General features: G+C 68.8%; 12 protein-coding genes. 7 read left to right on the top strand and 5 right to left on the bottom strand.

Features of this window, described 5'->3' with window-relative positions; genetic code table 11:
* The 5 genes from FBZ89_RS13430 to FBZ89_RS13410 are packed head-to-tail and all read left to right on the top strand — an operon-like array spanning position 1 to position 5,502.
* The gene (locus tag FBZ89_RS13430) at positions 1-888 is read left to right on the top strand and encodes a VOC family protein (RefSeq protein ID WP_145750481.1); all 888 of its coding nucleotides are present in this window, start codon (positions 1-3) and stop codon (positions 886-888) included.
* A gap of 49 nt (positions 889-937) precedes the next feature.
* Positions 938-1,987 (top strand): class I SAM-dependent methyltransferase, encoded by a 1,050-nt coding sequence (locus FBZ89_RS13425; protein WP_145750480.1) that lies wholly within the window; start codon positions 938-940, stop codon positions 1,985-1,987.
* Positions 1,984-2,289 (top strand): hypothetical protein, encoded by a 306-nt coding sequence (locus FBZ89_RS13420; RefSeq protein WP_145750479.1) that lies wholly within the window; start codon positions 1,984-1,986, stop codon positions 2,287-2,289. Before FBZ89_RS13425 ends, FBZ89_RS13420 begins: the two co-directional genes overlap by 4 nt.
* Positions 2,290-2,315: 26 nt before the next feature.
* On the top strand, positions 2,316-3,140 hold the full coding sequence (locus FBZ89_RS13415) for a cupin domain-containing protein (protein ID WP_145750478.1): 825 nt from the start codon (positions 2,316-2,318) through the stop codon (positions 3,138-3,140).
* Between the two features lie 52 nt (positions 3,141-3,192).
* Positions 3,193-5,502, top strand: a complete 2,310-nt coding sequence (locus FBZ89_RS13410) for a TonB-dependent receptor (RefSeq protein WP_145750477.1) — start codon at positions 3,193-3,195, stop codon at positions 5,500-5,502.
* Between the two features lie 131 nt (positions 5,503-5,633).
* Here FBZ89_RS13410 and FBZ89_RS13405 read toward each other — a convergent pair whose 3' ends face one another.
* The 4 genes from FBZ89_RS13405 to FBZ89_RS13390 are packed head-to-tail and all read right to left on the bottom strand — an operon-like array spanning position 5,634 to position 9,127.
* Positions 5,634-6,551, bottom strand: coding sequence for a polysaccharide deacetylase family protein (locus FBZ89_RS13405; protein ID WP_145750476.1), 918 nt, complete (start codon positions 6,549-6,551; stop codon positions 5,634-5,636).
* Positions 6,552-6,557: 6 nt separating this feature from the next.
* Positions 6,558-7,493, bottom strand: coding sequence for a polysaccharide deacetylase family protein (locus tag FBZ89_RS13400; RefSeq protein ID WP_145750475.1), 936 nt, complete (start codon positions 7,491-7,493; stop codon positions 6,558-6,560).
* Positions 7,493-8,176, bottom strand: coding sequence for an isochorismatase family protein (locus FBZ89_RS13395; RefSeq protein ID WP_145750474.1), 684 nt, complete (start codon positions 8,174-8,176; stop codon positions 7,493-7,495). The genes FBZ89_RS13400 and FBZ89_RS13395 overlap by 1 nt, the downstream gene beginning before the upstream one ends.
* Before the next feature lie 12 nt (positions 8,177-8,188).
* A complete protein-coding gene (locus FBZ89_RS13390; protein ID WP_145750473.1) occupies positions 8,189-9,127 on the bottom strand; it encodes a hydroxymethylglutaryl-CoA lyase in 939 nt (312 codons plus the stop codon).
* A 104-nt stretch (positions 9,128-9,231) separates the two neighbouring features.
* On the opposite strand from FBZ89_RS13390, the gene FBZ89_RS13385 reads away from it, so the two are divergent.
* A complete protein-coding gene (locus tag FBZ89_RS13385) occupies positions 9,232-10,422 on the top strand; it encodes a CaiB/BaiF CoA transferase family protein (protein WP_246172181.1) in 1,191 nt (396 codons plus the stop codon).
* A gap of 1 nt (position 10,423) precedes the next feature.
* On the opposite strand, the gene FBZ89_RS13380 is transcribed toward FBZ89_RS13385, so the two are convergent.
* A complete protein-coding gene (locus tag FBZ89_RS13380; RefSeq protein WP_145750472.1) occupies positions 10,424-11,212 on the bottom strand; it encodes a GntR family transcriptional regulator in 789 nt (262 codons plus the stop codon).
* Between the two features lie 133 nt (positions 11,213-11,345).
* Here FBZ89_RS13380 and FBZ89_RS13375 point away from each other — a divergent pair, with 133 nt between their 5' ends.
* Positions 11,346-12,749: a 3-isopropylmalate dehydratase large subunit gene (locus FBZ89_RS13375; protein ID WP_246172180.1), complete on the top strand. Its 1,404-nt coding sequence runs from the start codon at positions 11,346-11,348 to the stop codon at positions 12,747-12,749.
* Position 12,750: the final 1 nt, after the last annotated feature.

The raw sequence follows: 12,750 nt of genomic DNA, 5'->3' as shown, positions 1-12,750 counted from the left end.
ATGACCGAGGGCGGGGCGCCCCTGCTGGGGACCATCCGGGCCGTCACCCATGTGGTGCCGGACCTGGCGGTGATCCGGGCGGCCTACGGTTCCGTGTTGGGTTACCAGCCGGTGGATGAGGGCATCCTGCCGGCGGACACGGCGGCGGCGTGGGGGGCGCCGGCCATGGCGGGGCGGCGCTACCTGACCCTGGCCCCGGCCTGTGGCACCCCGGCCTGGCTGCGCTTCGTGGAAAGTCCAGCGGCGGCCGGCTGGCAGGCGCTGACCACCCACGGCTGGAACGCCACGGAGATCGTGGTCCAGGACGTGGACGCGCTGGCCGCCCGGCTGGAAGGATCGGCGTTCCGCGTCATCGGCCCGCCCAAGAGCCTGCAGCGCTTCCCCATGATCCGCGCCATGCAGGTCCTGGGGCCGGCGGGGGAGTGCCTGTACCTCACCCAGGTAGGCTCGGGCAGCGGATTGGACCTGGCACAGGCCGCCGCCTTCGTCGGCCATGTCTTCATTGTCGTCGCCGGCGGGCCTGACCTGGGTGCGCTGTTCGCCACCTACGCCGGCTTCGCCAACGCCATCGATCCGCCGGTGTCGACGCGGGTGCAGGTGATTTCCTGGGCCAACGGCCTGCCACCGGAGACGGAGCATGCCCACGGCCTGGTCAAGCTGCCGCGCGGCACCCTGATCGAACTGGACGCCTATCCGGCCGTGACCCGGCCGCGGGAAACCGCCCCCGGCGAGCTGCCGCCCGGCATGGCGATGGTCAGTTTCAGCGTGGATGACCCGCGCGTCTTCGCTGGCCTGCGGACCCACGCGGCGCTGTTGCCCGGCGGTGGCGCCAGCGCCTGTCTTCAAGGTGCCGCCGGCGAATGGATCGAGTTCGTCGGTCCACCGTGACCGACGCCGGGAGCAAGCAAAAAACCAATAAATATATGGAGGCAGTATCATGGCTATGGCCATTGAGGACAGGGCTGCTCTGGATTTCGTGCTGAGCCTGCGGCGGCATTGGGCCGGAACGGTCTATCCCCGCCTGCGGGCCGACTTCGACGCCGCCGCGCCGTCATCGGCACCGGTGAACGACCCCGAAAGCCTGGCGCCGCTGGTGCATGGGCTGGCGACCTACCCCTGGTTCTCCTGGCTGGAGCGCGGGTCGCAGAAGATGCTGTGGCGGGCGGTATCCGACGCGGTGGTCCGCCAGGGCGCGTTGCCGCCAGGGCCCGACGGGCCGGCCACGGTGGAGGTGGATCCCGGCCTGCTGCTGCCGGACTGGTACACCGACTGGGACATCCACGTGCAGCCGGGCGGGGTGTGGTCGCACGACCTGGCCGGCCGGATCTATGAACTGGGCGCCCGGCTGGTGATGCTGGGGGAGAATGACGACTACGCCTTCCACCGCCTGTTCGTGGAAACCGCGCTGCCCAAGCGGTCCTATCGCCGCATGGTCGATCTCGGCTGCGGCTTCGGCAAGTCCGCCTGGCCGCTGAAACAGGCCTATCCGGAGGCCGAGGTCATCGGCGTGGACTTGGCGCTGCCCTGCGTGGAACTGGCCGCCCGCCGGGCCAGCGAGCGCAAGCTGGCCGTTCGCTTCCGTCAGGCCGACGCGGCGGCCACGGGGCTGGAGGGGGGGAGCGCCGACCTCGTCACCTCCACCATGTTCGTGCATGAGGTGCCGGCCGACGTGCTGCCGGCGGTATTCACGGAGGCGTCGCGCCTGCTGGCCCCCGGCGGCGTGCTGCGTTTCCTGGATTTCCAGCGCACAGGCGACGGCCTGCGCGACCTGGCCATGGTGGAACACGGCGCCCGCAACAACGAGCCCTTCCTGCCGCCCATGATCGCCGCCGACCTGCCGGCCATGGCCGCCGCCGCCGGCCTGGTGAACGCCCGCTGGGTGGCCTTCGACGAACGGGGGCGCGGTCGCCTGCCCGACCTGTCCTGGCCCACCCGTGCCGAGTGGCATTTCCCCTGGGCCGTCCTGGAAGCGGAGAAGCCGCAATGACCGATCGCAGCTACCCCCCCCTGCCGCCCATGGCGCCCGATGTGGAGCGCCTGACCGGCCTGGTGTTCGAACTGGCGTCTCAGTTGCACATCGAGCGCACGCGGCGCCTGGCCCTGGAAACGGCGCTGGCCCGGATGGGTGTCATCGCCCCGGGCCAGGCGGACGCCCTGGCCGAGGACGCCGCCGTGCTGGCCCGGTCGCGGGCCGAGCTGGAGGTGGCCATGCGCAAGCTGATGCGGGTCTTGAGCGAAAGCGACGACCCGAAAGCGCCGTTGCGGGGCGAAGTCCCGGCCCCCCGTTGATTTCATTGCAGTTAGGAGCCTGAATCTTGGCGCGTTCCTGGATCGAATTCATTCAAGCCCAATACATTCCCTGGCAACCCCACACCCTGTGGGGCCTGCGTGACGGCGTCGAGGCCAAGGTGTTGAGCCACGACGACGCCACGGGTGCGGTCAGCATGCTGGTCCGTTATCCCGCCGGCTTCACCGCCCCGGCGTCCCGCCTGGTGGTGGACGAGGAGTTCCTGGTCCTGGATGGCACGCTGACGATGGCCGGCCAGGAGTACGGCCACCTGGCCTACGCCCACCTGCCGGCGGGGTATGAGCGGGGTGGGCTGGACAGCCCCGGCGGCGCCGTGGTCCTGACCTTCCTGTCGGCGGCGCCTGACCGGGCGGTCCCGGTCACCGGCTACGATCCCGCCCGCCTGGTGGCGCGGCTGGACGGCTATCAGGTGCCCTACACCGGCAACTTCCATCCGGAGTTCCCGCCGGGCGCCGGGCGCAAGTTGCTCTACAAGGACCCGGTCACCGGCGATGTCTCCTGGATGCTGGGCACCCTGCCGGTGCGCTGGGCCGAACGGTCGGAGGTTCATCCCACCGTCGAGGAGATGTACCTGCTGAGCGGCGAGGTGCACGGCAACCGCGGCGTCATGCGGCCCGGCGCCTATTTCTGGCGGCCGCCGGAGGCGCCGCACGGCCCCTACGGCACCCTGACAGGCAACCTTTACTTCTTCCGCACCAAGGGCGGCCCGCTGACGACGAACTACGTCCAGGCGGAACGGCCCTTCCAATGGTGGCCGGCCTACGACCCGGTGTTGCCCCCGGATATGGAGGCCTACCGCGGCGAAATGCCGGCCAACCCAACAGCCTGGTGAGAGCGAGGGCGGACACGCCCCTCACCTTCAAATCAAAAGAACGGGAGCATTCATGATGACGGGTAAAATTCGGGGAGTTTCCATCCTTGCCTTGTTCGGCGCGCTGGCGGCCATGCCGGCCCTGGCGCAATCGGCTGCCCCTTCCACGGCCCAGCCGGCACCACCGCAGGCGGCCGATGCCAGCCAGCTCGAGGAAATCATCGTGACGGCCCAGCGCCGTCAGCAGAACCTGCAGGACGTGCCGCTGGCGGTGTCGTCGCTGGGGGCGGCGGATCTGCAGGACCGGCAGATCCGCGATACCATCGACCTGATCCAGCACATTCCCAACCTGATCGGCAACAACAACGTCGGCCTGGGCAGTTCCAACACCTATTACATCCGCGGTATCGGCAACACGGAATCCATCGCCACGCAGGACGTGCCGGTGGGCACCTATGTCGATGACGTCTACATCTCGCGCCAGAACGCCAACAATTTCGGCCTGTTCGATGTGGAGCGCATCGAGGTGCTGCGCGGTCCCCAGGGCACGCTGTTCGGCCGCAATACCACCGGTGGCGCCATCAACGTCATTATGAAGAAGCCCTCGGCCACCGCCGGCGGCTACCTGGAGGCCGGCGCCGGCCGCTTCGGTGAGACCGACATCCGGGCCAGCATGGACGCGCCCCTGTCGGACAAGGTGCTGACCAAGGTCAGCATGTACCGCGACCGCAGCGACGGCTATGTCCGGCAAGTCAACACCGGCGACAAGCTGAACGGCACCGACTCCTACGGCGTGCGGGGTGCCGTCCGCCTGCTGCCGACGGACCGGGTGACCATCGACCTGGCCGGCGACTACGTCGATGAGAACGAGGCCAATCTGATCAACCGCGTCGATCCGGCGACGGGCGACCGCATCGCCACCATCGGCATCACCCAGGGCGCGCTGGCCAAATACTTCACCGGCACCAAGGCCAACAACGAGGTCGGCAACTCCACCAAAAGCTGGTCGCTGAGTTCCAACGCCGCCTGGGAACTGGACGACCTGACGCTGAACTCCATCACCGGTTTCCGCCAGACCACCCAGCGCTATTTCATCGACTCCAACCCGGCGGCGCCCAATCCCGTCGCCACCGGCGTGTCCCCCATCCTGAACTACAGCCTGCATCAGCAGTGGTCGCAGGAGTTCAAGGCCAATGGCCAGGCGCTGGACAACCGCCTGAACTACACCGTCGGCTTCTATTACCTGCATGAGAACAACTGGACCGACCTGGGTACGGGTGTCGGCACCGCCTCCGGCTTCACGGTCAGTGGCGACCGCACCATCAAGAACACGCTGGACTCCTACGCCACCTACGCCCAAGGCGACTACAAGCTGACCGACGCGCTGACCGCCACCGTCGGTGTCCGCCTGTCGAAGGAGGAGAAGCAGCTGAAGGTCGCGACCAACGCCGGGGGCAAGGGGCCGCTGTTCAGCACCGCCCTGATCGAGGCCGCCGGCATCCCGACCGACCTGGAAAACGAGTTCGTGACGCCCCGGTTCGCCCTGTCCTACCAGATTGACCCCAGCCTGATGGTCTACGCTTCCGCCACGCGGGGTGAGAAGTCGGGCGGCTGGAACGGCCGCGCCCTGGCCAACAACCTGTTCCTGGCCTTCAAGCCGGAAAAGGTGTGGTCGGAGGAGCTGGGCATGCGCGGCGATTTCTTCGACCACACGCTGCGCCTGAATGCCACCGCCTTCTACAGCGAGGCGGAGGACGTTCAGATTTCCGCGGCCTACACCGTCAACGGCCAGCGCATCTTCACCACCACCAACCCGGCCGGCCTGCGCAACTACGGCGGTGAACTGGAGGCGGAGTGGGTGCCCATCCGGGGCCTAACCTTCAGCGGCTCCATCGGTGTGCAGCACGCCCGCTACATCGATATCTCCAGCGATGTCCAGGCGCAGCTGGCGGCCTGCCAGGCGGCGCTGGCCTCCAACAACAGCTCCGGCATCTCGAACAACTGCAACCGGGGCTTCGTCGACTTCAAGGGCCGTATCGCCCGTCCGGTGCGCGCGCCGGACTTCACCGGCCTGGTGACGGCCACCTACCAGATCGACACCGAGGCCGGCATCTTCCGGCCCACCGTCGGCTTCGACTACAACAACGGCTACGCCATCGGCAACGCCGGCAACAGCGACAGCACGGACGGCGCCTGGACCGATCCGCAGGTGCTGTGGAACCTGAACCTGGCCTACGAACCGGCGAAGGTGCCGAACCTCACCCTGTCCGTCGGCTGCAAGAACTGCACGGACCGGACCTACAAGGTCTCCTTCCTGTCGGCGACCTCCATCTACCTGAACCCGCCCATGACCTGGGATGTGCGGGCACACTACAAGTTCTGATCCCGGTCTTTCGATACTTTCGAGCGGCCCCGCATCGGCGGGGCCGTTCCCATTTCAGCATCCGGTATGGCCAAAGAAAACCCCGCGCGGGCCGATCTTCCGCGCGGGGTCTTCCTTCGCGTGGACGGTGATCAGCGCGGCGTGGCGCCGACCACCTCCGACCCGGTGGCGAACCAGGCGTTGTCCTGGTCCTTCAGCCAGCGCAGCAGGCCGTCGAAGGCGTCGATGCGGTAGGGCAGGCCCAGGATGTAAGGCGTCACCTGCAGCGGCAGCAGGCGCCCGCCATAAGTGCGGGATTCCTGGTCCAGCCAGGCGTAGGCATCCTGGATTTGCCGCACGTAGCTGTCGGCCGACTGCTGCAGCACGTTCACGATCTGCCGGTCGGACAGTTCATGGCTCAGCGGCAGGTTCATGATGTCGCCGGCCGCGGTCCGCATGGCATAGGGCAGGTCGTCGTTCACCCAGTCGCACATGTAGCGCACGCCGGCCTCGGCCAGCAGGCGGGGGGTGTTCCAGGATTGCGAGCGCGCGATGGACAGCCAGCCGGCCGGTCGCGTGCCCGTCGCCTGTTCCAGCACGTCCAGCGCCGTGCCGATCAGGGCGCGCTCCGCCTCTTCCTCCAACCCGGTGGCGATGGTGCCGTTCATGTCGGTGGAATGGGCGATGATCTCATGGCCCGCCGCGATGATCTCGCTGATGACGGCGGGATAGCGCTGGGCGATGGCGGCGTTGACGGCGACCGACACCTTGGCCCCCACCGCGGCGAAGGCGTCCAGCAGCCGGTAGAAGCCGACGCGGGTGCCGTAGTCGCGGGAGGTGTAGTGGCGATAGTCGGGGAAGGGGGTCTGCATGTGCCCCGGTGCCCGGAAGGGCTTGTCCGCCGGCGTCAGGGGGAACCATTCCAGGCTGATCACGACGCAGACAGCGACGCCCTTGCCCCCCGGCCAGCTGACGGCCGGGCGGTCGAACAGGTTGGACCAGGGGTAGAGGTCATGGTCCATGCCCCGGCGGCGGCGGGGATACTCCAGATATGAAGGGTCCAGGGACATGGGCGCTCACTCCGCTGCCGGGCGGGCGGTTTCGGCCGTCACCGCGTCGTAATCGTGGGCCAGGAAATGCTGGGCGATGTCGCCGGCCCGGGTGATCCAGGCGCGGCCATCGGCGGCGATGTGGCGCAGCACTTCCTCGAACGGGCCGATGCGGTGCGGCTGGCCGATCAGGTAGCTGTGCAGGGGGATGCACATCACCGTGCCCGATGCCTCCCCCTCCCGCGCCAGGCGCTCGTACTGGCGGATCAGGGTGTCGGCGTATTCCCGGGGGCTCATGTTGTAGACGGCGAAGCCATAGTGGTCGTTGACCTCCAGGCTGTAGGGCATGGAAATCAGGCGCCCCCGCGCCACGTGCACCGGCCCGGGCTGGTCGTCGTGGTAAAGGTCGCAGGTGTAGGTGAAGCCCATCTCCGCCAGCAGGTCCATGGTGCGGGTGGTGTGGGTCAGGGCGGGGGCCAGCCAGCCCCGGATGCGCTGGCCCGTGGCCTCCCGCACCGTGCGGACGCTGTCCTCCATGATGGCCCGTTCCTGGGCCTCATCCATGCCGTAGGTGTAGCGGGTGTTGTAGATGCCATGGCTGAAGAACTCCCAGCCCAGGGCGTTGGCGTTCTCCACCACCTCCGGATGGTGCTGGCACAGCGCCACGGACAGGGACACCGTGCCCGTGAAACCGTGGCGCTCCATCACCTCCGCCATGCGCCAGTGGCCGACGCGGTTGGCGTAGTCGCGGTGGCTGTAGCCGACCACGTCGGGGTGGGGCTTGGTCCAGCTTTTGCGGAAGGGGTTGGCCGGCGGATCGATCTCGTAGAATTCCAGGTTGGGCGAGATCCAGACGGCGATGGGCTTGTCGCCCGGCCAGCGGATGGGGTGGCGGTCGCGATAGGGGCGGAAGTCGTACAGCCCAGGATCGTTGACCAAGGGGGTTTGGGGTGTCTTGTCCATCACCGCGCCTCCAGCCAGTCGATGACCGCCTGCACCGGCTCAACATCCGCGTATTTCAGCTGCAGGTCGGTCAGGTTGGCGAAGTGATAGCTCTCGTGCTTGTCGGCGCAGGTCTCGATGGGAACGATGGTGCGATAGCCGCGGCTGAGGGAGTCCACCGCCGTCGCCCGCACGCAGCCAGAGGTGGAACCGCCGGTGACGATGACCGTGTCCACCTTGTGCCAGACCAGATAGCTGGCCAGGGGCGTCTCGAAGAAGGCCGACGGCATGCGCTTGGTGTAAATCGCGTCGACGGCCGTATCGATTGCGCACCGGTCGTCGAAGGCGTGCCGCCGGCTGCCGTACTTGATGTTCTGCAGGCTGTCCGGCGTGTTGGTCCGGGTGCCCCAGACGCCGGCGTCGCCGGCATCCTCGGCATAGGCCACGTGGGTCCAGATGACCGGCATGCCCCTGGCCCGCGCCAGGGCAGAGATGTGGTTCACATGCTCGATCTGCCGGGGATCGGTCTCATAAGCCGTCTTGAACTCGTCGATGCGGGTATAGGCGTTCTGGAAATCCACGTTGACGATGGCCAGTTTCTCGCCGAAGCCGAACTTGGTCCGGGCCGGATTGGCCATCACGTCCTCGAAAATCTGGCGGGCCGTCCGGTCGTCCCGGATCATGCGCGTGCCGACGATGGTCATGCGACGTCTCCCTCAGTGGTGATCAGCGGGCTTGAAGCCCAATGGCAGGCCGGCGGCGGTAACGAAGCCGTACAGCGGTTCGCCCGGCAGCGCCTCCGCCAGGATGGTCCGCACGGCGAACAGGGCGTCCAGGTCGATGCCCGTGCGCACGCCCATGGCTTCCAGCATGAAGGCCAGGTCCTCGGTGACGATGTTGCCGGAGGCGCCGGGCGCGAAGGGACAGCCGCCCAGGCCCCCCAGCGAGCTGTCCAGCGTGGTCAGCCCGGCGTCCAGCGCCGCCAGGGCGTTGGCCAGGCCCAGGCCGCGCGTGTTGTGCAGGTGGATGCCGGTCAGGGCGTCGGCGCCGACGGTGTCGCGGACCAGCTTGATCAGGCGGCGCACGCTGGCCGGGTCGGCATAGCCCGTCGTGTCCGACAGCCCGACCTCGTCACAGCCGGCGGCCATCAGTTCCTCCGCCAGGCGGGCGATCTGGCTGTCGGGGATGGGGCCTTCCAGGGTGCAGCCGAAGGCGGTGGACAGGCTGCCCTCGAAATGCGGACGCCGGTCGGGGGGCAGGGCGGTGATCATGGCGGCGATGGCCTTCGCCTCCTCGATCACCTGGGCGTGGGTGCGGCGCAGGTTGCGCAGGCTGTGCGTCTCCGACACCGACAGGGGCAGGGTCAGCTTGTCGGCGCCGGCCTGGATGGCCGCCTCCGCCCCGCGCGCGTTGGGCACCAGCACCGCCACGGCCAGGCCGGGGATGGTCTTGGCGTGGGCCACCACCTCGGCCGTGTCCGCCAACTGCGGCAGCAGCTTGGCCGGCACGAAGCTGCCCACCTCGATCTCCCGCACGCCGGCCGCGGCTTCCGCCGTGATCCAGGCCTTCTTGGCCGCCAGCGGCATGATGGCGGTGATGCTTTGCAGGCCGTCGCGCGGCCCCACCTCACTGATCAGGACGTCCCCAGCTGCCATGCTCTTGTCTCCCGGTCCCATCGGCCCGCTTGTTTTATTGTTATAAGTCTATATCAATTAAAAAGGGCCTGTCGAGCCCGAAGCGGATGTGGCGGGAGACAAGAATGGATATGGACAGGGACGCGCTGCCGTTGGCCGGCGTCACGGTGGTTGAATTCACCCACATGGTCATGGGGCCGTCGGTGGGGGTGATCCTGGGCGACCTGGGCGCCACGGTGATCAAGGTGGAACCCGTGGGCGGGGACCAGACGCGCCGGCTGCTGGGCTCCGGCGCCGGCTATTTCCCCATGTTCAACCGCAACAAGCGCAGCCTGTGCCTGGATCTGAAGAGCCCCGAGGGTCTGGCCATCGCCCGGCGCCTGGCGGATGGCGCCGACGTGCTGGTGGAGAACTTCCGCCCTGGCACGCTGGAACGGCTGGGCCTGGGGCCCGAGGCCCTGGCGCGGAGCAACCCGGGGCTGGTCTACTGCTCGGCCAAGGGCTTCCTCGCAGGTCCCTATGAACACCGCACCGCCTTGGACGAGGTGACGCAGATGATGGGCGGCCTGGCCTACATGACCGGGCCGCCGGGCCGGCCGCTGCGCGCGGGCTCGTCGGTTGTGGATATCGCCGGCGGCATGTTCGGTGTCATCGGCATTCTGGCCGCCCTTCTGCGCCGGCAACAGACCGGGCGGGGCGGGGCCGTCAAATGCTCCCTCTACGAGACGACGGCCTTCCTGGTCGGCCAGCACATGGCCCAGCAGGCGGTGACGGGGAAGGCGGTGCAGCCCATGCCCGTGCGCCTGTCCGCCTGGGCCATCTACGACGTGTTCGAAACCCGGCGGGAAGGGGAACTGCTGTTCGTCGGCGTGGTCAGCGACGGTCAATGGCAGGCCTTCTGCACGGCCTTTGGTCTGGATGATCTTGGGGGCGATCCCGCCTACGCCTGCAACAACGACCGGGTGCTGGCGCGCGACGTCATCCTGCCGCGGGTGCGCGCCCTGTTCGCCAACGAGGACCGCGCCGCCCTGGTGGAACGGCTGGAGGGCGTGGGCCTGCCCTTCGCCCCCATCACCCGGCCGGACGAACTGTTCGACGACGCCCATCTGAACGCCGGGGGCGGCCTGCTGGATGTCACCATCCCCGGCGGCACCGCCACCAGGCTGCCGGCCCTGCCGCTGGAATTCGACGGTTGCCGTCCCGGCCTGCACCATGACATCCCCGAGGTGGGCGCGGACGCCGACGATATCCTGGCCGGCCTGGGCTATGGGGCGGCGGAGATCGGCGCCTGGCGCACGCGCGGCGTGGTGGGATGAGTCAGGAATGGACCTGGGTGCCGAGCGCGCCGGCATCGCCGCCGCCGCTGGCGCCCAGATCCAGGGTGATCTGATAGCGGTCGGCGCGGTAGTGGGCGATGGTCAGCAGGATGGGCTGCCCGGCGCTGTCGCTGACCAGCCGCTCGATGCGCAGCAGGGGCGCGCGGGGCTCCACCTCCAGCGCGGCGGTCAGGGCGGCGTCGGCCGAGACTGCGGCGATGGTCTGCCGGGCGTGGCCGATGCCGATGCCCGCGCCACGTAACAGGGCCAGCATGGGCCGGGTGGTCAGGTTCTCCCGTGTCATCAACGGCCCCAGGCGGGCGGGCACATAACTCACGACCTCGCCCAGCGGTGCCCCGTCCAGGGAGCGGACGCGCACGGCGCGCACCAGGGCGGCCCCGGGGGGCAGGCCGAAACGCTGGGCCACGGGGGGGCTGGCCGCTTCCTCCGCGATGTCGATCACGCGGACCTGGGTGTTCTGGCCAAAGGCCACCAGCGAATCCACCGCCTGGTCGATGTTGGCCTCCAGCGGGCGCACGGGGGTCTGGAAGATCACGCGGGTGCCGATGCGCCGCCGGCGTTCCACCAACCCGCTGTTCGCCAGTTCGTCCAGGCAGCGCCGGGCGGTGATGCGTGACACGCCGTAGATCCGCACCAGGTCCAGTTCCGTGGGCACGGCGCTGCCATAGGCGCGCTGGCCGCTGGTGATCTCGTCCCGCAAGGTCAGGAACAGTTGATGGTACAGCGGCACGGCCCCCTGCCGGTCCACGACCCCCTTGGCTTCCTTCACCACTGCCCCTCCCTCCCTCCATCCTGCGCGCCCTTGCGGGTTATAGCGGTTTTTTACCGGCTGGCGCGCCTCCGCAATTTGTTATAGAGATATAACAAATAAAATGAACCTCGGCAGGCGGGCGTTGACAGGCATGCGGACCATTTTCGAAAAAATCTGGGCGGAGCATCAGGTGGCCGACCTGGGCGGCGGGACGGAACTGCTGCTGGTCGACCGCGTGCTGCTGCATGAGCGCACTGGCGGCGTGGCGCTGGAAAGCCTGGCGGCGGCGGGACGGAAGGTCATGGCACCCGGCCAGGTCTTCGCCACCATGGACCATGTTGTCGATACGCTGCCGGGCCGGGGCGACCGCACCATCATGCCCACCGGCACCGCCTTCATCACCGCCACCCGGGCGGCGGCGCGGGCGGCCGGCATCACCCTGTTCGACCTGGGCGACCCGCGCCAGGGCATCGTCCACGTCATCTCCCCCGAGCAGGGCATCGTCCTGCCCGGCCTGACCCTGGTCTGCCCCGACAGCCACACCTGCAGCCAGGGGGCGCTGGGCGCGCTGGCCTGGGGCATCGGCTCGACGGAGGCGGAGCACGCGCTGGCTACGGCCACCCTGCGGGTGCGCCGGCCGCGCACCATGCGGGTGACCGTCAATGGCCGTTTGGCCCAGGGTGTCACGCCCAAGGACCTGGCGCTGCACATCCTGGCCCGCCACGGCGCCGGCGGCGCCAAGGGCTATGTGGTGGAATATGCCGGGGAGGCGGTGCGGGCGCTGAGTGTCGAGGGACGGCTGACCTTGTGCAACCTGGCCACGGAATTCGCCGCCTTCACCGCCATCATCGCCCCGGATGACGTGGTGTTCGACTATCTCCAGGGCCGCCCTTACGCGCCCGAGGGGGCCCGGTGGGACCAGGCGGTGGCCGCCTGGCGGCAGCTGTACAGCGATGACGGTGCCGTGTTCGACCGCGCCATCACCATCGACGCCGGGGCGGTGGCGCCCATGATCACCTGGGGCAACAGCCCCCAGCACGCCATACCCCTGGATCAGCCGGTGCCCGCCTTCCAGGACGTGGCCGACCACAACACGCGGGAAGCCTATGACCGCGCCCTGTCCTACATGGCGGTGACGCCCGGCGCGCCGCTGGTGGGCCTGCCCATCGACGCCGCCTTCATCGGCTCATGCACCAACAGCCGGGTGGAGGACTTGCGCCGGGCGGCGGCCCTGCTGCGCGGGCGCAAGGTGGCGGCGGGGGTGCGGGCCATCTGCGTGCCCGGCTCCAGCCGGGTGAAGGCCGCAGCGGAGGCCGAGGGGCTGGACCGCGTCTTCCTGGATGCGGGCTTCGAATGGCGGGAGGCCGGCTGTTCCATGTGCTTCTTCGCCGGGGGGGAAAGCTTCGGCCATCGCCAGCGCGTGGTCACCTCCACCAACCGCAATTTCGAAAGCCGGCAGGGGCCGGAAACCCGCTCCCACCTGGCATCGCCGGAAACGGTGGCGGCGTCGGCCGTCGCCGGCCGCCTGGCCGATCCCCGCCTGCTGGAAGTCTGAC

Source organism: Nitrospirillum amazonense, from assembly GCF_007828045.1.
GTDB classification, from domain to species: domain Bacteria; phylum Pseudomonadota; class Alphaproteobacteria; order Azospirillales; family Azospirillaceae; genus Nitrospirillum; species Nitrospirillum amazonense_C.
Note: the sequence above shows the minus strand (reverse complement) of the source record. Positions and strands in the feature narration are given on the sequence as shown.

Bases quoted from the DNA above. Each gene is read 5' to 3' on its own strand.
- FBZ89_RS13430 (WP_145750481.1), top strand. From the start codon at position 1: ATGACCGAGGGCGGGGCGCCCCTGCTGGGGACCATCCGGGCCGTCACC.
- FBZ89_RS13425 (WP_145750480.1), top strand. From the start codon at position 938: ATGGCTATGGCCATTGAGGACAGGGCTGCTCTGGATTTCGTGCTGAGC.
- FBZ89_RS13420 (WP_145750479.1), top strand. From the start codon at position 1,984: ATGACCGATCGCAGCTACCCCCCCCTGCCGCCCATGGCGCCCGATGTG.
- FBZ89_RS13410 (WP_145750477.1), top strand. From the start codon at position 3,193: ATGATGACGGGTAAAATTCGGGGAGTTTCCATCCTTGCCTTGTTCGGC.
- FBZ89_RS13405 (WP_145750476.1), bottom strand. From the start codon at position 6,551: ATGTCCCTGGACCCTTCATATCTGGAGTATCCCCGCCGCCGCCGGGGC.
- FBZ89_RS13400 (WP_145750475.1), bottom strand. From the start codon at position 7,493: ATGGACAAGACACCCCAAACCCCCTTGGTCAACGATCCTGGGCTGTAC.
- FBZ89_RS13395 (WP_145750474.1), bottom strand. From the start codon at position 8,176: ATGACCATCGTCGGCACGCGCATGATCCGGGACGACCGGACGGCCCGC.
- FBZ89_RS13390 (WP_145750473.1), bottom strand. From the start codon at position 9,127: ATGGCAGCTGGGGACGTCCTGATCAGTGAGGTGGGGCCGCGCGACGGC.
- FBZ89_RS13385 (WP_246172181.1), top strand. From the start codon at position 9,232: ATGGATATGGACAGGGACGCGCTGCCGTTGGCCGGCGTCACGGTGGTT.
- FBZ89_RS13375 (WP_246172180.1), top strand. From the start codon at position 11,346: ATGCGGACCATTTTCGAAAAAATCTGGGCGGAGCATCAGGTGGCCGAC.